The organism is Telluria sp. GW821-FHT07G12 (genome assembly GCF_059418525.1).
In genome coordinates, this window is sequence record NZ_JBWKQA010000006.1 from 282,228 (window position 1) to 303,714 (window position 21,487).

At 66.1% G+C, this 21,487-nt stretch carries 18 protein-coding genes; 8 read left to right on the plus strand and 10 right to left on the minus strand.

Annotated features, from left to right (window positions below):
* Window positions 1-165 precede the first annotated feature (165 nt).
* On the plus strand, window positions 166-2,997 hold the full coding sequence (gene ppc / locus AC07PE_RS22255; protein WP_498768540.1) for a phosphoenolpyruvate carboxylase: 2,832 nt from the start codon (window positions 166-168) through the stop codon (window positions 2,995-2,997).
* Window positions 2,998-3,035: 38 nt separating this feature from the next.
* Here the strand turns inward: ppc and AC07PE_RS22260 are convergent, their stop codons facing one another.
* Together AC07PE_RS22260 and AC07PE_RS22265 are read right to left on the minus strand one after the other, a co-directional pair.
* Window positions 3,036-5,252 (minus strand): family 10 glycosylhydrolase, encoded by a 2,217-nt coding sequence (locus tag AC07PE_RS22260; protein WP_498768542.1) that lies wholly within the window; start codon window positions 5,250-5,252, stop codon window positions 3,036-3,038.
* Window positions 5,253-5,473: 221 nt separating this feature from the next.
* On the minus strand, window positions 5,474-6,211 hold the full coding sequence (locus AC07PE_RS22265) for a hypothetical protein (protein WP_498768544.1): 738 nt from the start codon (window positions 6,209-6,211) through the stop codon (window positions 5,474-5,476).
* 171 nt (window positions 6,212-6,382) lie between these two features.
* On the opposite strand from AC07PE_RS22265, the gene AC07PE_RS22270 reads away from it, so the two are divergent.
* Window positions 6,383-6,847 carry a hypothetical protein gene (locus tag AC07PE_RS22270; protein ID WP_498768546.1) on the plus strand — a complete coding sequence of 155 codons (465 nt, stop codon included), beginning with the start codon at window positions 6,383-6,385 and terminating at the stop codon, window positions 6,845-6,847.
* A gap of 18 nt (window positions 6,848-6,865) precedes the next feature.
* Here AC07PE_RS22270 and AC07PE_RS22275 read toward each other — a convergent pair whose 3' ends face one another.
* The 3 genes from AC07PE_RS22275 to rpoD form a co-directional block, all read right to left on the minus strand.
* Entirely contained in the window at window positions 6,866-8,473 is a 1,608-nt protein-coding gene (locus AC07PE_RS22275) for a methyl-accepting chemotaxis protein (protein WP_498768548.1), read from the minus strand.
* Window positions 8,474-8,487: 14 nt separating this feature from the next.
* Window positions 8,488-9,288 carry a transporter gene (locus AC07PE_RS22280; RefSeq protein ID WP_498768550.1) on the minus strand — a complete coding sequence of 267 codons (801 nt, stop codon included), beginning with the start codon at window positions 9,286-9,288 and terminating at the stop codon, window positions 8,488-8,490.
* A gap of 223 nt (window positions 9,289-9,511) precedes the next feature.
* Window positions 9,512-12,229 carry an RNA polymerase sigma factor RpoD gene (rpoD, locus tag AC07PE_RS22285; RefSeq protein ID WP_498768552.1) on the minus strand — a complete coding sequence of 906 codons (2,718 nt, stop codon included), beginning with the start codon at window positions 12,227-12,229 and terminating at the stop codon, window positions 9,512-9,514.
* Window positions 12,230-12,831: 602 nt separating this feature from the next.
* Between rpoD and AC07PE_RS22290 the strand changes: the two genes are divergently transcribed.
* From AC07PE_RS22290 to AC07PE_RS22310, 5 genes are all read left to right on the plus strand, one after another.
* Window positions 12,832-13,344: a ProQ/FINO family protein gene (locus AC07PE_RS22290; protein ID WP_498768554.1), complete on the plus strand. Its 513-nt coding sequence runs from the start codon at window positions 12,832-12,834 to the stop codon at window positions 13,342-13,344.
* Window positions 13,345-13,382: 38 nt separating this feature from the next.
* Complete coding sequence (locus tag AC07PE_RS22295; protein WP_498768555.1) at window positions 13,383-14,090, plus strand: 3'-5' exonuclease; 708 nt, start codon at window positions 13,383-13,385, stop codon at window positions 14,088-14,090.
* Between the two features lie 27 nt (window positions 14,091-14,117).
* Window positions 14,118-14,492, plus strand: a complete 375-nt coding sequence (locus AC07PE_RS22300; protein WP_498768557.1) for a c-type cytochrome — start codon at window positions 14,118-14,120, stop codon at window positions 14,490-14,492.
* 84 nt (window positions 14,493-14,576) lie between these two features.
* Window positions 14,577-15,317 (plus strand): c-type cytochrome, encoded by a 741-nt coding sequence (locus AC07PE_RS22305; RefSeq protein WP_498768559.1) that lies wholly within the window; start codon window positions 14,577-14,579, stop codon window positions 15,315-15,317.
* On the plus strand, window positions 15,314-16,570 hold the full coding sequence (locus tag AC07PE_RS22310; RefSeq protein ID WP_498768561.1) for a c-type cytochrome: 1,257 nt from the start codon (window positions 15,314-15,316) through the stop codon (window positions 16,568-16,570). The genes AC07PE_RS22305 and AC07PE_RS22310 overlap by 4 nt, the downstream gene beginning before the upstream one ends.
* A gap of 68 nt (window positions 16,571-16,638) precedes the next feature.
* Here AC07PE_RS22310 and AC07PE_RS22315 read toward each other — a convergent pair whose 3' ends face one another.
* Together AC07PE_RS22315 and AC07PE_RS22320 are read right to left on the minus strand one after the other, a co-directional pair.
* Entirely contained in the window at window positions 16,639-17,760 is a 1,122-nt protein-coding gene (locus tag AC07PE_RS22315) for a type IV pilus twitching motility protein PilT (RefSeq protein WP_498768563.1), read from the minus strand.
* A 111-nt stretch (window positions 17,761-17,871) separates the two neighbouring features.
* Window positions 17,872-18,345 carry a DMT family transporter gene (locus AC07PE_RS22320; RefSeq protein WP_498768565.1) on the minus strand — a complete coding sequence of 158 codons (474 nt, stop codon included), beginning with the start codon at window positions 18,343-18,345 and terminating at the stop codon, window positions 17,872-17,874.
* A gap of 197 nt (window positions 18,346-18,542) precedes the next feature.
* On the opposite strand from AC07PE_RS22320, the gene AC07PE_RS22325 reads away from it, so the two are divergent.
* The gene (locus tag AC07PE_RS22325; RefSeq protein WP_498768567.1) at window positions 18,543-19,319 is read left to right on the plus strand and encodes a head GIN domain-containing protein; all 777 of its coding nucleotides are present in this window, start codon (window positions 18,543-18,545) and stop codon (window positions 19,317-19,319) included.
* A gap of 105 nt (window positions 19,320-19,424) precedes the next feature.
* On the opposite strand, the gene AC07PE_RS22330 is transcribed toward AC07PE_RS22325, so the two are convergent.
* Genes AC07PE_RS22330 through purU form a run of 3 tightly spaced genes read right to left on the minus strand, consistent with a single transcriptional unit; the run spans window position 19,425 to window position 21,330 of the window.
* Complete coding sequence (locus AC07PE_RS22330) at window positions 19,425-19,880, minus strand: copper chaperone PCu(A)C (protein WP_498768569.1); 456 nt, start codon at window positions 19,878-19,880, stop codon at window positions 19,425-19,427.
* 15 nt (window positions 19,881-19,895) lie between these two features.
* Window positions 19,896-20,444, minus strand: a complete 549-nt coding sequence (locus tag AC07PE_RS22335; RefSeq protein WP_498768571.1) for a YaeQ family protein — start codon at window positions 20,442-20,444, stop codon at window positions 19,896-19,898.
* A 16-nt stretch (window positions 20,445-20,460) separates the two neighbouring features.
* Complete coding sequence (gene purU, locus AC07PE_RS22340; protein WP_498768573.1) at window positions 20,461-21,330, minus strand: formyltetrahydrofolate deformylase; 870 nt, start codon at window positions 21,328-21,330, stop codon at window positions 20,461-20,463.
* Window positions 21,331-21,487: the final 157 nt, after the last annotated feature.

Genomic DNA, 21,487 nt, shown 5'->3' on the forward strand with positions numbered 1-21,487 from the left:
TTCTTTCACTGTCGTTGTGCCTGGATCGGCCGGCGCCGGTTGGCGGCATGCCTGTAACCACAAATTCTAGCATGCGGCCCCTTGCAGAACCGTGGCATCCACCATGGCAACGTTGTACACGAGAGCCCCTTTTGGGACCCCCGAACATTCAACCTGTGCTCGATTATGAACAAAGCTGCAAACCCTGATCCCCTGGCTGCCCCGCAAGTCCAGGCCCCTGCATCCATTCCTGATCCGTCCCTCGACAAGGACGCACCGCTGAAAGAAGACATCCGCCTGCTCGGCCGCCTGCTGGGCGACGTGCTGCGCAACCAGGAGGGCGAGGCCGTGTTCGACGTGGTCGAGACCATCCGCCAGACTGCCGTGCGCTTCCGCCGCGAGGACGACCCACAGGCCGGCGAAGAGCTGACCACCCTGCTGAAGAAGCTGACGCGCGAAGAGACCAACTCGGTGGTGCGCGCGTTTTCCTACTTCTCGCACCTGGCCAACATCGCCGAGGACCAGCACCACGTGCGCCGCCGCCGCGCCCACCAGCTGGCCGGCTCGCAAGCCCAGCCGGCCAGCGTGGCCTACGCGCTGACGCGCCTGGAGGACGCCGGCGTCGATCGCGAACAGGCAGCAAGCTTCCTGCGCGAAGCCCTGATTTCGCCGGTGCTGACGGCCCACCCGACCGAAGTGCAGCGCAAGTCCACCCTGGACGCCGAGCACGACATCGCGCGCCTGCTGGCCGAGCGCGACCTGCCGCTGACGCCAAAGGAGCGCGCCCACAACATGATGCTGCTGCAGGCGCGCGTGGCGACGCTATGGCAGACCCGCATGCTGCGCTACGAGAAGCTGACGGTGGCCGACGAGATCGAGAACGCCCTGTCCTACTACCGCACCACCTTCCTGCGCGAGCTGCCGGCCCTGTACGACGACATCGAGGAGGAGCTGCAGGTGTCGACCAAGGGCGCCACCTACCTGCAGATGGGCAGCTGGATCGGCGGCGACCGCGACGGCAACCCGAACGTCAACGCCGGCACCATGCAGCGCGCGCTGGTGCGCCACGCCACCACCATCTTCGACTTCTACCTGGACGAAGTGCACGCGCTTGGCGCCGAGCTGTCGACCTCGACCCTGCTGGTGCCGGCCGACGCCGCCCTCGAAGCGCTGGCGGCGGCCTCTCCCGACAACTCGCCGCACCGCAGCGACGAACCCTATCGCCGCGCCCTGATCGGCATCTACGCGCGCCTGGCCGCCACCGCGCGCGGCCTGGGCGCCACCAACCCGCTGCGCAAGGAAGTCGGCCACGCCGATGCCTACGGCGGCCCGGCCGAGTTCCAGGCCGAGCTGCAGGTGCTGGCCGATTCGCTGGCCAACAACCACGGCGCCATCCTCATCAAGCCGCGCCTGGCCGGCCTGCTGCGCGCTGCTGCCATCTTCGGCTTCCACCTGGCCTCGCTCGACATGCGCCAGAGCTCGGACATCCACGAGCGCGTGCTGGCCGAGCTGTTCAGGCATGCCGGCGTCGAAGCCGGCTACGCCCAGCTGGACGAAGCGGCCAAGGTCAAGCTGCTGCTGGCCGAGATCGCCCATCCGCGCCTGCTCTACACGCCCTATGCCGACTACTCCGACGAGACCCAGTCCGAGCTGGGCGTGCTGCGCGCGGCGCGCGAGATCCGCCAGCGCTACGGCGCGCGCGCGATCCGCAACTACATCATCTCGCACACCGAAACCGTGTCGGACCTGCTGGAAGTCCTGCTGCTGCAGAAGGAAACCGGCCTGCTGCGCGTGAGCGAACACGAGAAGCAATGCGACGTGATGGTGATCCCGCTGTTCGAGACCATCCCCGACCTGCAGCGCGCCAGCGAGATCATGGGCGAGTGGATGGCGCTGCCGATCGTGAAGGAACTCATCGAACAGCAGGGCCGCCTGCAGGAAGTCATGCTGGGCTATTCGGACTCGAACAAGGACGGCGGCTTCCTGACCTCCAACTGGGAGCTGTATCAGGCCGAGCTGAAGCTGGTGAAGGTGTTCGAGCAGGCCGGCGTCAAGCTGCGCCTGTTCCACGGCCGCGGCGGCACCGTCGGCCGCGGCGGCGGCCCGAGCTACGACGCCATCCTGGCGCAGCCGCCGGGCACCGTGAACGGCCAGATCCGCCTGACCGAACAGGGCGAGATCATCTCCTCGAAGTTCTCGAACCCGGAGATCGGCCGCCGCAACCTGGAGTTGCTGGTGGCGGCCACGCTGGAAGCGGGCCTGATGCCGCATGGCGAAGACCCCGAACAGGTGGCGCGCCTGCAGCGTTACGAAGCGGTGATGGCGGAGCTGTCCGAGCGTGCCTATAAGGCTTACCGCAACCTGGTGTACGAGACCCCGGGCTTCACCGACTACTTCTTCGCCGCCACGCCGATCGCCGAGATCGCGGAGCTGAACCTCGGTTCGCGCCCGGCCTCGCGCAAGTCGACCCGGCGCATCGAAGACCTGCGCGCGATTCCCTGGGGCTTCTCATGGGGCCAGTGCCGCCTGCTGCTGCCGGGCTGGTACGGCTTCGGCGCGGCCATCTCCGGCTGGCTGGCGGACGGCAATCGCGAAGAACGCCTGGCGCTGCTGCAGGAGATGTTCAAGCAGTGGCCATTCTTTGCGACCCTGCTGTCGAACATGGACATGGTGCTGGCCAAGACCGACCTGCCGATCGCCCGCCGCTACGCCGAGCTGGTGCCGGACGTCGCCCTGCGCGAGAGCATCTTCAAGCGCATCGCGGCCGAGTATGGCGAAACCCTGCGCTGCCTGGAGCAGGTGACCGGCAATGCCGAACGGCTTGCTGCGAACCCGCTGCTGGCGCGGTCTATCCAGAACCGGTTTGCCTACCTGGACCCGCTGAACCACTTGCAGGTGGAGTTGATTCAACGGCACCGGGCGCTGGCCAAGGATCCGGAGCAGATCGATTCGCGGGTGCATCGGGGGATTCACTTGTCGATCAATGGGGTGGCGGCTGGGTTGCGCAATACCGGCTGATCAGTGTTACGTCGTCCCCGCGCAGGCGGGGACGACGTTTACTCGCCGCAGGCCCCCAGCTTCGCCCCCTTCTTCAACATCGCCGGCACCGCATTCTCGCTCACGCACACCTGGCTGCCCGGATTGCTCGCCGACCCGGTCGCATTGCACACCAGGACCTTGTCCCCCTTGTTCCCGCAGCGCGCCTCGATCACGTTCACCGTCTTGGTGGTGCTCGCCGCGCAGCCGTTTTCGCTGGTCGCCAGCACGGTCAGCGTGAAGCTGCCGGCACCGTTCGGCGCGAAGCTCGCATTCGAGCCGGTGGCCGACAAGCCCGCAGCAGGCGTCCACACAAAGCTATCCGCACCGCCCGCATCGACGGCGCCGAGGCTGAGGGTCTGCGCGCCATAACCCAGCGCGATCGTATCGAGCGGCAGCCCGGTCTCCGTACCGCTGCGCGATACCTGAATCGAAGGCTGCGGCACCCTGCCCTCGACGTTCACCGTGGCCTCGCCGGACGCCGAATTGCCGCCCTTGTCGACAGCGGTCAGCATCACCTTGCTGGCGCCGATGTCCGCGCAGCTGAAGCTCGAGCGGCTCACGCTGAGCGACTCGATGCCCCAGTTGTCCGTGCTGCCGCCGTCGACGTCCTGGGCGGTAATAGACGCCTGGCCGTTGGCGAGGGTGCGCGTAACGGCGCGGGTGCTCACCACCGGCGGCTCGTGGTCGTTGGTTGCCAGCGCGGCCGGCGCGCTTTCGCTGCTCAGGCGATTGACGGCGGTGACGGTGTAGTACCAGTACTTGCCGGCGCCGGCGTTCGCATCCACGAAGCCGGGCGCCACGCCGTCGGTCAGGCCGATCATCTTGCCCGGCGCCTCGAGGTCGAACTCGCGCGTGTCCGAGCGGTAGACGGCGTAGCGGCGCACCTTTTCCAGTTCGTCGCCGGCGTCCAGCGACGCGGTCCACATCAGCTGCACCGCGTCGTTCGGGGCCGCGGCGGCAGCCAGTGCCGAAGGCGCAAGCGGCGCGCCGCTGCCCTTCCAGGCCATCGCGGGCGGCAGCGCCGGCGCACGGTAGGTGGTCTGCTTCAAGCTCGTGCGGTAGCCAAGAGGATCGGCCTGCAGGAAGGCGTGGCGGAAGTGGATCTGGCCGAACACGTTGCCGTTGGCGCGGTTCAGCGCGATCTGGTCGGCGATCTGCGTCGGGCTGGTCCAGCCGGCCGTGCCCATCTTGTAGTCGGCCAGGCCGATGTAGATGTGGCGGCCGAAGGCGTTGTCGTTCCACCACGGGACCAGCAGCTTGTAGTCGGAGCCGGCCTGGCCGATGTACCAGTAGACCTGCGGCGCCAGGTAGTCGACCCAGCCTTCGCGCAGCCACTTGCGGGTGTCGGCGAAGTTCGTCACGTAATGCTGGGACGCGCCGGCGGAGGTCGGCGAACCGACTGCGGGATCGGTGCTGCTGCGGTAGATGCCCGAGGGCGAGACGCCGAACTTGACCCAGGGCTTGGCCAGCCGGATCTCCGCGCCCACGCGCTCGATCAGCATGTTGATGTTATCGCGCCGCCAGTCGGCGCGCCCGGCCGTGGTCGCCGCGAAGCCGCGCGGGTCGGCATTGTACGCGGCATCGTCAGCGATGGTGCCGCTCGGGTAGAAGTAGTCGTCGAAGTGCAGGCCGTCGATGTCGTAGCGGCCGACGATGTCCTGGATCACGCGGCTGACATGGTCCCGCACCGGCGCCAGGCCCGGGTTCAGGATCTTCACGGTGCCGACCGTCAGCATCCATTCGGGGTGGGTGCGCGAGACGTGGGTGCTGGCGTACTGCGCGGTGTTCGTTTCGGTGGCCGTGTTGGCGACCGCGCGGTAGGGGTTGATCCAGGCGTGGAATTCCATGCCGCGCTTGTGCGTCTCTTCGATCGCGAAGGCCAGCGGGTCCCAGAACGGCGCCGGCGCACTGCCCTGATTATTCGTCAAGTAGTACGACCAGGGTTCCAGCTCGCTCGGGTACATGGCGTCGGACTGGCTGCGCACCTGGAAGAACACGGCGTTCATGCCGGTCGCCTTGTTGTGATCGAGGATGGCGGCGAGCGCCGCGCGCTGCTGGGCCGGGGTCTGGGTGCGGTTCGGCCAGTCCAGGCTGAGGTGGGTGCTGACCCACACGCCGCGCAGTTCATGTTTCGGGGAAGCCTGGGTGTCCTGGGCCTGGCCGATTGCCGGCGCCAAAGCGGCGGACGCCAGCAGGGCTGCCGCCAGCGCGGCGACGATGGGGCTTGTTTTCATTGTCGTCTCTCTCTCTTGAAGTTGTTGTGTGAATGGCACCCGGGCTTGCCATCCGTTCAAGAGATTACGTCGCGATATTTACCGCTTCCAATGAAATTACTTGCCTTTTCCATAACTCAACCATATGGGCCGCGCGATGGCCTGACGCGGATCCTGGACGCGAACAAGAGACTGTTCGTCGCCCTCATGATGGGCCTCTGAACAAACGCCGCTGGCCGTGTTCAGTGGGCCCTGGCTGCTGCCTGGTCCGGATAGGCTTCGTCGATCATTTTGATGATCCGCGTGCTCTGGTCGATATAGTCCTGGTAGCGCTCGTACAGCTGCGGCGCGCTGCTCATGGCGCGCAGCAGGCGCTTGCCCTTCGGCGTGGTCGTCACGCGGAACAGCGACTGCTCGTCGTCGCCTTCGAGCTGGTCCTCGCGGTACTCGCGCAGCTTGCGCTGGCGCGTATTCCAGCCGCCTTCCGAGGTCTGGATCTGCGGCAGCTCCATCTGGTACAGGAAGAGGATCCCGGTCAGCAGCTTCTCGTTTTCGATGTTGGTCAGCCGGCCGCTCATCTGGAAGCCGTCATAGCGGCTCTTGACCGGGATAAAGTACCAATTCGCCTCGCTCTTAGCATAGGCTTCCTTGAACTTATCCCAGTCCGGCTGCTGCTTGGGATCGAGGCCGGCAAGGTAAGCATAGTTTGCGTCGAAGCCCCGGTACCCTTCCTTGAGATTGTTGAGCTGCCGGACGTCGGCTTCCAGGTCCGCCTTCAAGCCCAGCAGGAAGGTCTTCACCTCCTGCTGCTTGTGATGATGCTCGCTCAGCCCATGCAGCCAGATGCTCATGCTGACGGCAAACACGATGATCGCGATCTCGAGGGCCACCTCGCGGATCTTGTGGGCGAGCTTGTGTTCCTTCTTCGCCATCAAATGGATGACGTTCTTGCCATGCTTTGCGACCTCGAGCTCAGCCATATCCTGCCCATACGGAATGTTAAATTAAAAATATCCTAACATGCTTGATTGCAAGATTGCAATTTCCCGAAACGGCAGCACACCACCTGTGGGGGAAGCGCGGCGTCGGCCGTCCGTGGGCGCCTTCCCGGCCGTAGAATCGCGCCCATTCCAACCATCAGGGACAAGAACATGAAACCGACTTCGATCCGCATCGCCGCTGCCGCCATCCTCGCCTTCTCGCTGTGCGGCGCGCCCGCATGGGCCGGCACCCCGGACGAACACTTCGTGCTGACGCCGGCACTGGTCCAGAAGGTCAAGGCGGCCACCCACGAGCTGGGCGACATGGAAGAAACCGAGGCGGAGAAAAAGGAAACCGACAAGTATCGCAAGGACGGCATGCTGCCGGTCGAGTACTACATCCGCGCGATCGAAGCCAAGCCGGGGGTGAAGGCCAAGCTGGCCAAATACGGACTGACGCCCAGGGAATTCGGCCTGTCCGGCTACGCCATCGCGCATGGCTCGATGTACCTGGGCATGGAAACGGCGGTCGACAAGAAAGCCGCCGCCGAGATGATAGGCCAGTTCACAAAGGAGCAGCAGGCCAACATCGCGCTGCTGCGCAAGCTGGGGCCGGCTGCTTATACGCTGAACTGATGGTGAGCCCTGGCGGCCTCAGGCCAGCGCCAGCCGCGCCCTGCCCGCTGGCGCAGCCTGCACGCCCGGTGCGGCGCCATCCGTCTCCAGCGTAAAACTGCCGACCAGGCGGCGCAGCTGTTCGGCCTGCTGCTCCATGGCGCTGGCTGCCGCGCTGGCCTCCTCCACCAGTGCGGCGTTCTGCTGCGTCGCGCTGTCGATTTCGACGATCGCGCGGTTGACCTGGCCGATGCCGTCTTCCTGCTCGCGGCTGGCGGCGCTGATTTCGCCGATGACGTCGCTTACCCGGCGCACGCTGTCGACCACCTCGCGCATGGTGTTGCCGGCGTCGCCCACCAGGCGGCTGCCGAGGTCGACCTGGTGCACCGAATCGTCGATCAGGCCCTTGATCTCGCGCGCCGCGCTATTGGCGCGCTGGGCAAGGTTGCGCACCTCGCCCGCCACCACCGCGAAGCCGCGGCCCTGCTCGCCGGCACGCGCGGCTTCGACCGCCGCGTTCAGCGCCAGGATATTGGTCTGGAAGGCGATCCCTTCGATCACACCGATGATGTCGACGATGCGGTGCGCGGCCGCGTCGATCGCGCTCATGGTCTGCACGACCTGGCCGACCACCTCGCCGCCGCGGCTCGCAACCTCGGAGGCCGAATGGGCCAGCTGATCCGCCTGGCGGGCATTGTCGGCGTTCTGGCGCACGGTCGAGGTCAGTTCCTCCATCGACGACGCGGTTTCCTCCAGCGCTCCGGCCTGGCTTTCGGTGCGGCTCGACAGGTCGCTGTTGCCGGCCGCGATCTGGCCGGCCGCGGTGGCGATCGAATCGGTGCCGCCGCGCACCTCGCCGACGATGCGGCGCAGGCTGTCGCGCATGCTGCGCAGCGCGCGCTTGAGCTGGCCGGTTTCGGTGCGGTCGCCCTCGCTGACCTCGATATCGGCGTCCAGGCGCCCTTCCGCGATGCGGCCGGCAAAGCCGATCGCTTCGTCCAGCTGGCGGCTGATCGAACGCGACAGCATCGTGCCGGTCACCAGCATCACCAGCGCGGCCAGCACTGCGGCGATGGCGATATTGCGCTCGGCCTGGTTGACGGTGGCGTCGCCGGCATCGCGGGTGGCGGTGGAAGCAGCCTCGATCAGTTCGCTCAGCTCGCCCATGCTCTTTTCGAGCTTGCGGAAGTGCGCCATGAACGCCGGATGGGCCCGGCGCGCCGCGGCGACGTCGGTCAGGGCCAGCGCCACGGTGCGTTCGGCGCTCTGCAGGTAAGCGTCGACATCGGGACGGACCTTGTCGACCGCCGCGCGCAGCGCCGGATCGGTGGTTTCCTTGTCGATCTCGCCCATCAGCTTGCGGAACAGCGCAATGTGTTCGGCGGTGTCGCGTTTGGCGGCCTCGCGCTCTTCGGCGCTGCCGTCGGCGCCCGCCAGCAGCGCGGCCAGCACGTCCGCGCGCAGGGCGTCGTGCGCCTGGTCGGCGGACATCTGGTCCTTCATTGCGGCGCCGTTGCCAGTGATGCGGTCCATCGCCGCGTCCAGCCGCGTGACGCCAAAGTAGCCGATGCCGCCCACCAGCACCACGAAGGCGATCGCGCCCAGGTTGGAAGCCAGCAGGCGCAGTTTGATGCTGATCGTTTTCATCTTGGGTTCCGTTCTTACATGCGGATCGACAGGCCGACCGCCACGCTCAGGTCGGGCGTGCGGCGGTTCAGGCCGTGCGTCAGCAGCACGTCGGCCTGCACGTTCTTGTTCACCAAATAGGTCAGGCCGGTGTCGAAGCTCAGCTGGGTGCCGCCGTGGGCGGCGCGCGCGATCTGCGGCGCTGCCAGTTCGACGAAGCCGCGCACGCGCTCGTTGAGTTCCTTGCCCAGGGTCGCCGCCAGGATGCCGTAGCCGTAGCGGGCGCCGCTATCGTCGCTGTCGACGGCCAGGCCCGGCATCACGCCGAAGGACATGTCCTGCGGCAGGTCCCATTCGGCGGCCAGGCGCAGCGAGGGGCGCACGCCATGGCCGCGCAGTTCGCGGCTGCCGCTCGGCAGGTCGGCATGCAGCAGCACGCCCAGCGAGGGCTGGGTGTCCTGCCCATCCTTCAGGTGCCATTTCACGCCGATCGCGGTGTCGTTGTAGCCGGCCGACACCGTGCGCCCGCCGCCCGCCGGATCGCTGGCATGCGCCACGTTGCGGCCGTCGGTCTCGATGCGCAGCTCGGTGCTGTCACCCACGCCGATGCGCAGCAGGGTCGGCGTGCTGAATGTGCGCTCCTGGCTGTCGCCGCGCAGGCGGTCCCACTGGACGCTGGTCTCGAGCTGGACCCGGCCCTTGCCGACCACCTGGCTGGATTCGACGAAATCGGGACGGTCGGTGGAAATGGAATCGTCCTCGGCGGCGTGAGCGGCGCCGCAGAACGGCAGGCAAAGTGCGGCGAGGAGCAGGGAAAGCGGAGCTGCGTGGGCCATCGGGTGCGTGTTATTGGTGGGAGATGGCGTCAGTATCCATGAGTGTTCCGGGTGACTCCAGCGCCTCATGCATTTCCATGCAGAAACAACATCGCATTTCTGGAATTGTGTATTGATGGCACAACGTAATGTGACAACTTATTATCGTTAGGCACGAGCGTGCATAAAAAAAGCCCCGGCCTTTTCAGGTCCGGGGCTTTTTGTGCTGCAAATGCGGTAAGGCTTACTGGTTCTGCAGGAAGGTCTTCAGCTTGTCCGAGCGCGAAGGCTGGCGCAGCTTGCTCATCGCCTTGGCTTCGATCTGGCGGATACGCTCGCGGGTCACGTCGAACTGCTTGCCGACTTCTTCCAGCGTGTGGTCGTTCGACATCTCGACGCCGTAGCGCATGCGCAGGACCTTGGCTTCGCGCGGGGTCAGCGAGTCCAGCACTTCCTTGATCACGCCGCGCATCGAGGCGTGCATCGCGGCTTCCAGCGGGGCCAGGGTCGCGTTGTCCTCGATGAAGTCGCCCAGCTGCGAATCGCCGTCCTCGCCCATCGGGGTCTCCATGGAGATCGGCTCTTTCGCGATCTTCATGATCTCGCGCACCTTCGATTCCGGCATCTCCATCTTGGCCGCCAGGGTCGCCATGTCCGGCTCGCTGCCGGTTTCCTGCATGATCTGGCGCGAGATGCGGTTCATCTTGTTGATCGTCTCGATCATGTGCACCGGCACGCGGATGGTGCGGGCCATGTCGGCGATCGAACGCGTGATCGCCTGGCGGATCCACCAGGTCGCGTAGGTCGAGAATTTATAACCGCGGCGGTATTCGAACTTGTCGACCGCCTTCAGCAGGCCGATATTCCCTTCCTGGATCAGGTCGAGGAATTGCAGGCCACGGTTGATGTACTTCTTCGCGATCGAGATCACCAGACGCAGGTTGGCCACGGTCATTTCGCGCTTCGCGGTGCGGGCGCGCTTCTCGCCGGCCGCCATCTGTTTGTTGATCTTGCGGAGGTCGGCCAGCGGCAACGCCACGCGCGCCTGCAGGTCGATCATGCGGCGCTGCAGTTCCATGATGGCCGGCGCGTTACGCGACAGCACGGCGCTGTACGGGTAGGCGCAATCGACTTCGCGCTGCACCCATTCGAGGTCCGTCTCGTTGCCCGGGAAGACCTTGATGAAGTGGGCGCGCGGCATGCCGCAGCGGTTGACGCAGATGTCCAGCACGGCGCGCTCGATCGAACGCACTTCGTCCATCTGGCCGCGCAGGGTGTCGCACAGCTTTTCGACGATCTTGGCGGTGAAGCGGATGCCCAGCAGCTCGGTCGAGATCACTTCCTGGGCCGCCACGTAAGGCGCCGAGCCGTAGCCCTGCGACTTGAAGGCGTGGCCCATCTTGTCGAACTGCTTTTCGATCAGCGAGAACTTGTCCAGCGCGGTCTTCTTCAGCGCGGCCAGCTGCTCGGCCGAGTAGCCGGCGGCGGCGCTGCCGCCCGTGCCGCCTTCTTCTTCCTCGTCCTCGATCTCTTCTTCGTCTTCCTCGTCGTCCGAAGCCGCGCTGACCGGCGCGGCGGCCGGGGCGCCTTCGTCCGGCGACATCAGGCCGTCGACCACATCATCGATCTTCAGCTCGTCGCTGGCGATCTTGTGCGACAGCGCGATGATTTCCGAGATCGTCACCGGGCAGGCGGAGATGGCCTGGACCATGTCCTTCAGGCCTTCTTCGATGCGCTTGGCGATCGCGATCTCGCCTTCGCGGGTCAGCAGCGACACTGCGCCCATTTCGCGCATGTACATGCGGACCGGATCGGTGGTGCGGCCGAAGTCGGAGTCGACGGTCGACAGCGCGGTCGCGGCGGCGGCCTCGACTTCGTCTTCGCTGGTCGGGGTCACGACGGCGTCCGACAGCAGCATCATTTCCGCTTCCGGGGCGCGCTCGTAGACGGCGATGCCCATGTCGTTGAAGGTCGCGATGATGCCTTCGATCTGTTCCGGATCGATGATGTTTTCCGGCAGCTGGTCGTTGATCTCCGCATGGGTCAGGTAGCCGCGCTCCTTGCCCATGTTGATCAGGTTCTTCAGCTGGGTACGGCGCTTTTCCAGTTCCTCGCTTGAAAAGCCCTGCTCGGCGCCCAGCATGCCCGGGATGCCCTTGGCCTTGCGCTCGCGCAGCTTGGAGGCGGCCTTCATTTCGGCGCGCTCGACCGCGTTCAGTGCGGCGATCTCGTCGTTCTCCGGCACGAACTCGCTCGGCTTGCGGCCGCGGCGGCCCGGAACCTTCACTTGCGGCAGCAGGTAGCCCGAGGTGTCGATCGCGGCCAGCGCGGCGGCGTCGGTGGTGGTGCTGACGGTGCCAGTCGGCGCGGCCGGCGCGGCGGCGCCCGATGCGCCCGGCTCGATGCGGCGGGTGCGGGTGCGCACCACGCGCGGGGCCGGGGCTTCTTCGGCGGCGGCCGGCGCTTCGGCGACAGGCGCGGCGGCCGACGCGGTTTCGTTGGTCGACTCGGCAGCGGCGGCGGCTTTCAGGCCGGCCAGCTTCGAGGTGCGCTTGCGCACGATGACCGGCGGCGCGGCAGGCGTCGTCGGGGTCGGGATGATATCGGCTTCGTCGGCGGCAACAGCAGCGACCGCGGCGACCGGCGCCACGGCCGGGGCGGCCTCGTGCAGGGTCTCGGCGACAACTTCGGCGGCTTCCGCGCCTGCGGCGGCGGCTTCCGCAGCGGCGGACCGATCGAACTGCTCCGGCTGGAGTTGCGCTGCCTGGACTTCGGCAGCCTGCTCGGCCTGGGCTGCTTTCAGCGAAGCCAGGCGCGAACGCGTTTTAACCACCGTGACCTTGGCCGCCGCTTCCGTTTCCAGGAAGTAGGAGGTGGCGGTTTTCGGCACTGCCAGCTGGGCCGTGCTCTTTGCCGGCGCCTTTTTCGCTGTCAGTGTCAATGTCTTGGCGGTGTTTTTCATGATTAGCATTCTCCAGTCGAGGCGAGATGCGCGCCTGCGAAGTCAATAAGCCACCTGGTCCGCTTGCGGACCCGTTGGCAAGGAATAACGGGATGGCCCTAACTAAGGGCAGACGGCCCGGATATCAAGCACATTTGACCGCGTTGCCGGCCTGGCGTTTGACGCGGCCGGAAGGGGCGGCGCCAGGATGCGTGGGCGGGTGGCAAGGGCAAGTCGGTTTGTGGTTGAGATCGCGGTTTAGCATGTCGGAACGAAAAAAAGCCCGTCAAGGAACGGGCTTGAGCTATTTTCCCAAGAGAGAAATAGAGGAGACAGGCATATTATGCACTAGGGAAAGATTTAGTGATAATTGAAATATCCGATAATGGATATAACAAATTCACATAGTCCCCAGCTGATAATCCGACCCCTGACCGTCTGCGTCGGCGCAAGCCGTACGCAAGGAAAGGGGCGGATCATACACGATTTCTTGCTGCCGCGCCCGCCGCACACGAAGGAAATCACGGTCTGCCGGCAGCGACGACGAACCCTTACACGGCTCAGCGGTACATTGACCGCCTTGCCATGCTATCCTTCCGCTTCCTGTTCTTACCATGAAGTCAATGAATACGATTAGTAACGTCGCCGAAACCCCTGAGGCCAACGAAAACACCGCCGCTGAGGGCGCACCGGAAACCGTCGCTGCTGCTGCGGCCGCCGCACCAAGCGCAGCACCTGCCGCGGACTCCCCGCGCGCCCTGCTCAAGCAGCTGCAACAGGAATTCGAGGCTTTCCGCAACTGCCTGCCGCTCGAGATCGGCATCGACAAGCAGTTGCTGGCCCGCATGCCCAGCCTGAACCGCAAGCTGATGCGCGCCGCGCTGGGCATCCACACCGGTTCGATGCGCTACCTGCGCGCAATGGAAAAGGCAAGCGTGCGCTACGACCTGGACGGCAAGCCGGGCGCCGAGGTGACGGACACCCACCGCCTGCACGCCAAGGAACTGCTGCAGCAGCGCTTCAAGAAAGAAGCCGAGCGCAAGAAAGCCGAACGCGACGCCGCTGCCCAGCAGGAAGCCGACCGCAAGCGCCAGGAAAAACTGGAGCAGCTGGCCTCGAAGTTCTCGAAGAAATAATCATTCGAGCGACTCGAATTGATCAAATGAGCGATCGGATGAGCGAAAACGCACCGGACACCGAGGACACGCTTCCGCCCTACACGGGCATCGCACTGTCCAGGGTGCGTCTGGTGCGGACCAGGGAGGATGTGCAAGCCGCCCTGGCAGCCCTGCTCGCCTGTGACGCCATCGGCTTCGACACCGAGTCGAAGCCGACCTTCCAGAAAGGCGAAGTGTCGACCGGGCCGCACCTGGTGCAGCTGGCCGACGATACGAACGCCTGGCTGTTCCAGATCGGTTCGCCGTCTTCGCCGGGCGTTGCCCTGTGCGTCGAGGTCCTGCGCCCGGTGCTGGAGTCGCCGACGATTCTGAAAGTCGGCTTCGGCCTCGGCGACGACTTGCGCCGCCTGCGCGCCAAGCTCGGCATCGAGACCCGCAACGTGGTCGACCTCGCCACCGCCCTGCGCCGACCCGAAGCGCGCGAAAAGAACGCCTGGGGCGCGAAGACGGCCGTCGCACGCTTCTTCGGCCAGCGCCTGCAGAAGTCGCGCCGCATCACCACCACCAACTGGGCCATGCCCCGTTTGTCCGAACAGCAGATCCAGTACGCGGCCGACGACGCCCACGTCGCCCTGCGCATCTACCGTCACTGGCGTGAGCACTTCGCGGCCGCCGCCGACACTGCCGTCGCGAATGCGGCCCGTCTTGCCGCGCGCGATGCGGCCAAGGCCCGCGCGGAAGCCGAGGCCCAGGCCCAGGCCTGAATCCGGCCCGCCGCCTATAATCGCGGCATGAAGTTTCTTTCCCTCCTGTTACTGCTCCCGCTACTGCAAGCCTGCGCCCCATCCGGCACCGACGCCGCCACCGGCGAGCGCGTGTTCAAGCAATGCGCCTCCTGCCACCAGGTCGGCGCCAACGCCCGTGCCGGCTTTGGCCCGCAGCTGAACGGCCTGTTCGGCCGCCGCGCCGGCGCAACGCCCGACTTCGTGTATTCCGATGCGATGAAAGCCTCCGGCATCGTCTGGAACGAGCGCAGCCTGGCCGCCTTCCTGCGCGATCCCGCCAGGCTGGTGCCGGGCACGAAAATGCGCTTCTGGGGCATCTCCGATGAGAACGAAATCAAGGCGCTGCAGGCCTATCTGCGCACCTGGCAGGATACGCGCTAGCACCCATCGCCGCCGCAGGCGTTCCCGCCGTTTATTCGATTACAATATTGCGTGATAGACAAAACAACGCACGGGGACCGACGAATGCGAGGCTTTATCCGACACCCTGCTTTCCTGGCTGGCATCTTCATCTGGATGGCAGCAATGCCGGCTTTGGCCCAGCAACAGCGGGTTCCCGGCGACCTGCCCCAGCGCCTGGCCGCCTGCATTGCCTGCCACGGCAGCGCCACCACGCCCCCGGCCGCAATCGGCTCCGGCGGCCAGCGCCAGTACTACCCGCGCATCGCCGGCAAGCCTGCCGGCTACCTGTACAACCAGCTGACGAATTTCCGCGACGGCCGGCGCCAGTTTCCGCTGATGACCTGGATGGTCCAGCACCTGTCCGACGATTACCTGCACGAGATCGCGGATTACTTTTCGACGCAGCACGCGCCGGCGACGGTACTCGACCGCGCCAGTCTCCCGGCCGCCGAACTGGAACGCGGACGCCAGCTGGTCACGCGCGGCGACACCGCCCTCAAGGTGCCGGCCTGCATCGCCTGTCACGGCGAGCGCCTGACCGGCGCCCTGCCCGCCATCCCCGGCCTGGCCGGCCTGCCGCGCGACTACATCAACGCCCAGTTCGGCGCCTGGCGCAACGGCAGCCGCCATGCGCTGGCGCCCGACTGCATGGGGACGATCGCGCAACGCCTGAGCCTGGCCGACGTGTCCGCGATCTCCGCCTGGCTGGCCAGCGAGCCGCTGCCGGCTGACCCAACCCCGGCGCCATCGCTGAAACGTCAGCTGCCGCTCGCCTGCGGCAGCGCACCGGAGCAGCAGCCATGAAGCGCCGCCTCCTGATCGCACTCGGCGTGCTGCTGGTCCTGCTGATCGGCGCCGCGCTGGCCGCCTGGCCGCGCGCGCAGCACATCCCTGCACGCTCGCCGGAGGCCTGGGCGTCCAGCGCGGACAACATCGCGCGCGGCGCCTACCTTGCGAAAGCCGGCGACTGCGCCGCCTGCCACACGGCGCGTGGCGACGCTGCCTACGCCGGCGGACGCGCGGTCGACACGCCCTTCGGCCGGGTCATGGCGCCGAACATCACGCCCGACCGCGACACCGGCATCGGCGCCTGGACCGCCGACGATTTCTGGAACGCCCTGCACAACGGCGTCGGGAAAAATGGCCGCCTGCTCTACTCGGCCTTCCCCTACCCCAGCTACACCAAGGTCTCACGCGACGACGCCGATGCCCTGTTCGCCTACCTGCGCAGCCTGCCGCCGGCCCGCCGGCAGAACCAGCCGCACACGCTGCGCTTCCCCTACGACAGCCAGGCGGCGCTGGCGGCCTGGCGCCTGCTCTACTTCAAGCCCGGCGTCTACCGGCTTGATGCGGCGCGCGGCGCCGACTGGAACCGCGGCGCCTACTTGGTCGGAGGCCTCGGCCATTGCGCGGCCTGCCACAGCCCGCGCAACCAGCTGGGCGCGAGCGGCCAGGGACTGCACGGCGGCCTGATTCCGGTGCTGGGCTGGTACGCGCCTTCGCTGGCGTCGAAGGATCCGCACCTGGCGCAGCTGCTGCAGACGGGCGTGTCGCCGAACGGCGCCGTGTACGGGCCGATGGCGGAAGTGGTCGGACGCAGCCTGCAGCATCTGTCGCAGCAGGACATGGCCGCGCTGACGGCCTACCTGGGCTCGCTGCCCGCGGCACAGGAAGAACGCCAGCCGGCCGCCGCGCCGCCACAGGCGCTCATGCAGGTCGGCGGGAAAGTCTACGAGCAGCATTGCGCCGACTGCCATGGCAAGGAGGGCCGCGGGGCGGTGGGCGAAGACGGCGCCCCGGCCTATCCGCCGCTGGCTGGTAACCGGACGCTGCTGATGGACGAGCCGGTCAACGCGATCCGCATCGTGCTGAATGGCGGCTTCGCGCCGGCGACCAGGGGCAATCCACGGCCCTATGGCATGCCGCCCTACAGCCAGGTGCTGGACGATGCGGAAGTGGCGGCGGTGGTGAGCTATGTGCGGGCCAGCTGGGGCAACAATGCGCGGATGGTGACGGCGCCTGAGGTCAATGGCTACCGCGCGGTGCCGCTGGATTGAAGGTTCATTTACAAAAAAGCCCCGAGGATCTCCCGGGGCTTCCATTTTCGAACCTGCCTACGACAGTATCAAACCATCTCCGCAAACCCGATCCGGTCGGTGGTTGCCGCCCGCGCATCGTTCACATCCACCTTGTGCGAAGCCAGCAAGCCTTCCAGCACGCTGTTCATCGTATGGCAGCCCGGCTCACGCCCGGCGTTCATGTGCGCGCGGATCGCGCCCAGGTCGCCCTGCTCGATCATCCCCGCCACGGCCGGGCTGATGCTCAGGCACTCGGTGGCCAGGTGGTAGCGATTGCCCTGCTTCGACGGCAGCAGCGCCTGGCACAGCACGCCGCGCAGGGCGTGGGCCAGGGCCTGGCCCTGGGCGTCGGAATTGCCCAGGAGGCGCAGCATCTTCTGCAGGCCGAGTTCGGTCGAGCGCGCGTGCAGGGTCGCCAGCACCAACGGGCCGCTCTCCGCCAGCGCCAGCGCTTCCTGGGCGGTCTGGGCGTCGCGGATCTCGCCGATGACGATCACGTCCGGGCGCTCGCGCAGCGCGTCCAGGGCGCCGAGGTAGTAGCTGTCGACGTCGCCGTCCACGCCTACTTCACGCTGGGTGATGATGCACTTGCGCTGCGGGATCAGGGTCTCGACCGGGTCTTCGATGGTGATGATGTGGCCCGAGCGCTGGCGGTTGATCTCGTCCAGGATCGAGGCGATGGTGGTCGACTTGCCCTGGCAGGTGTCGCCGATGATCAGGACCAGGCCGCTCGTCATGCGCGCGAATTCCTGCTCGTCCGGGTGCAGGCCCAGCTCGGCAAGCAGCAAAGGCTCCTTCGGGAAGCGGCGGATCACGCAGCCCAGGCGCTTCTTGCCCTGGAAACTGAAGCAGTTGGCGCGGATGCGCGCCGTGTGCAGGTCGATCGAACGGTCGAAGGCGCGCTCCTGGATCCGTTCGGCCCAGTTCGGCTCGATGACGTCGAAGAACTCTTCCAGCTCCTCCTTCGTGATCGGCGAATCCGTCACCGCCACCAGGCCCTTCGGCTGGCGCAGCATCAGCGGGCTGTTCTGGTGAATGATGATGTCCGAGAACACCAGCTTCGAGTTCAGCAGGTGCAGGATCTGCTCGACCAGGGTGCCGAAGACGGGATGGTCTTCGTTTTCGATATACGAAAGAGTGGGGATCTGCGAGGACTGGTGGTATTCCATCGGGCGGTCGATGAGTGAAGTAATAACTTACGATGCATTAATTATAAAACCAGCAGCGCCAGAAAGTTCCACTTGGAAAGAGATTTTTTCGTGTGAAAAACTTACAACAGATCACCGATCGAGCGCCGCGGCGATGCGGTCGCCGAACAGCGCCAGGGCCACGCCGACGATCATGACCGCCGCGCCCAGCATCCTCAGGGTCGAGACCTTGCGCATGGCGACGTTGACGAGACCGAAGTGATCGATCGCCATCGACGTGATCAATTGGCCGGCGATCACCAGCACGACCAGGTTCAACAGGCCGATGCGCGGCACCAGCATCACGGTGCAAAAGATGAAGGCGGCGCCCAGGAAGCCGCCGGAGAACTTCCACAGCGGCTGCTGCGGCAGGGCTGCCAGGGCGTCGGGCAGGCCGCCGCGGGCGAAGGCGACCACGGCCAGCGCAGCGGTACCGCACAGGAAGGAGATCAGGGCGGCCACCACGGAATTGGCGCCGACGGCCGCCGCCATCTGGCTGTTGATGGCGGCCTGGAAGGAGACGGCAATGCCGGCGCCGAATGCGATGAAGAACAGCAGGGGATTCATGAATCGGGAAGGAATGGAAAAAAGCCGGGGATTGTAGCGAAAACGGCTGGGCTTGCGAAGGCCGGCGCCGTTTGCTCCCGCCATGCGCGCCCTGGGAGGCCGGCAATGCATTCCGTCGCAAATTGCGTGCAAGGCCGGGCCGGCTTGCTTAAGATGCATGCATCGATCACCGTCAACAACAACAAAGGAGAACACCCATGACCAACAGCCTCTCCCGCCGCCGCCTGCTGGCCGCCTGCGCCCTCGCCGCCGCCGTGGGCGCCGGGAGCGCACCGCCGGCCCTCGCCTTCGACTGGGGCTTCGGCAACAGCGAACATGTGAAGGGCAACGGCAGGATCAAGCGCGAAACGCGTCAGGTGGCCCACTTCAACGGCCTGTCGATGGCCTTGCCGGGCCAGGTCGAGGTCCGCACCGGCAGCAGCGAAGGCCTCAGCATCGAGACCGACGACAACCTGCTGCCTCTGATCGAGACCGTGGTCGAGGATGGCACCCTGAAAATCCGCGGCAAGAAGAAGGTCAACCTCGACACCCGCAACCTGAAGATCGTGGTGCAGACGCGCGGCGTGGACCGCCTGGCGCTCGGCGGTTCCGGCAGCATCGACGCCGACCGCGTCGCCGGCTCGCGGGTGCAGTTCGACGTCGGCGGCTCGGGCAACGTCAAGGTCGGCAAGGCCGAGGGCGAGACCATGAGCGTCAACCTGGGCGGCAGCGGCGACCTGAAAGTGAACGAAGGCGCTGCGCGCAGCCTGTCGGCGTCGATCGGCGGTTCCGGCACCATCGATATGGCGCGGGTGCGCCTCGACAAGGCCAGCGTCAACCTGGCCGGCTCGGGCAATGCCACCTTGTGGGTGAGCAGCAACCTGGACCTGACGGTCGCCGGCTCCGGCGGCGTCGACTACTACGGCGACCCGCAGGTCAGCAAGACCGTGATCGGCTCGGGCGGCGCGCGCCGCATTGGCCCGGCGCCGCGCTGATCCCGCTGCGTGGGCACGGGGTGCCCACCCTACGAATTCTGCCACTGCGTGGGTACCCTGCGCCCGCCATGTCGACCGTAGGGTGGGCACCACGTGCCCACGATATCAATGCGCCGCTGGCGCCGTATAGGTCAGCGGCTTGACCGGCACCGTCACCGTGACGTTCTCGCGCTTGCCGGCGGCGTCCTGCACCACCAGCGTCAGCGGCACCTGCTCGCCATCCTTCAGCTGGCGCTGCAGGTCGAACAGCATGACGTGGTAGCCGCCCGAGGCCAGGTTCACGGCCTGGCCGGCCGGCAGCTCGATGGCCTCGACCGCGCGCATGCGCATGGTCTGGCCTTCCATCGCCATCTGGTGCAGCTCGACGCGGCCGGCCACCGGGCTCTTCACCTCGACCAGCTTCACGGTCTTGGCGGACTTCAGCTGCATGAAGGCGCCGGCCACTTTCGCCTGGGGCACGGTGGCACGGATCCACGGATCGCTGACGCTGACCTGGGCTGCGGCCAGCGCCGGCAGGGAAACGAGGCTGGCCAGCGCCAGTGCGAGTAGACGTCGGTTCATGACTGAGCCATCCAATTAATAGTTGCGTTCCGCGAGCAGCGTCTCGCGCTCGACCTGCACGGTGTCCGTGCCGTCGGTCAGCCATACCTGGCCGTCCTGGATCGTGCACTGCAGCTGCATGTTACGCTTGGCCATACGCTCCAGCGCGGCGCTGGACTCGGCCGAAATGTTCACGACCGTGATGTTGCGGGCGCGGTCGATCTGCTTGGCGATCTGCTTGAACCAGATGTGGCTGACGGCGCTGTAGCTGTAGACGACCACGTGCTCGGAACGGCCGCTGGCCTTCATCAGGCGGCGCTCGTCGGGCTGGCCGACTTCGATCCAGGTCTGGATGGCGCCGGTCAGGTCCTTCAGCCACAGGGCCGGCTCCTCGACGTCGAACAGGTCCTTGCCGTAGCTGAGGCCTTCATCCGCGTGCAGGGCAAAAGCGAGCAGGCGGATCATCACCCGCTCGTCGGTTTCCGAAGGATGGCGCGCAATGGTGAGCGCGTGCTCCTGGTAGTAATTGCGGTCCATGTCCGCGATGTTGAGGTCTGCCTTGTAGATCGTTGCTTTCAGGGCCATTCTTTATCTTTCTGGTTCAGCTGAAGACGACGGTCTTGTCGCCGTTCAGCAGGATGCGGTGTTCCACGAACCACTTGACCGCGCGCGCCAGCACCACGCTCTCGACGTCGCGCCCGATCGCCGTCAGCGCCTCGACGCTCATCGCGTGGTCGACCCGCTCGACATCCTGCTCGATGATCGGTCCTTCGTCCAGGTCGCCCGTGACGAAGTGGGCGGTGGCGCCGATCAGCTTGACGCCGCGCCGGTGCGCCTGGGCATACGGGCGCGCGCCCTTGAAGCTGGGCAGGAAGGAGTGGTGAATATTGATCGCCCTCCCCTTCAAGGCCTCGCACAGTCCCGGCGACAGTATCTGCATGTAGCGCGCCAGTACGACCAGGTCGACCTGGTGCCGGTCCAGCAGCTCGATGATGCGGCTTTCCTGCGCCAGCTTGTCGGATTCGCTGGCGCCGGCCTCGAGCGGCAAGTGGTGAAAGGGGATATTGTAACTGGCCGCGAGCTGGTAGAAGTCCATGTGGTTGGAAACGATGGCCGGAATCTCCACCGGCAGCAGGCCGCTGCGGTAGCGGAACAGCAGGTCGTTCAGGCAGTGGCCGATCTTCGACACCATCAGGATGACGCGCGGCTTGCGCGCGGCGTCGTGCAGCTGGCCGGATGCGTTCAGGTGCGCGCAGAGGGCGTCGAAGCCCGCGCGCAGGGTGCCGTCCGCGACGTTCGCATCTTCGAGCGCGAAGTGGATGCGCATGAAGAACAGCTTCGATTCCGGGTCGCCGAACTGGTCGGAGTCGATGATGTTGCAGCCATGCTCGGCCAGGAAGCCGGCCACGCGCAGGACGATGCCGCGCTGGTCCAGGCAGGACAGGGTCAGGATGTATTCGGGGTGCGTCATGGGGCGCTCTGCTGGGGTGATGGATGGGGACGTCAGGACATTGTCGCATGAGTTGTAATTCGGGCATGTACGCAACAGGCTTCCTCTCCTGCGCTATAGTTGAACGATCGTTCACTTTCATGAAAGGGATGCCATGTCCACCACCGAGACCAACCAG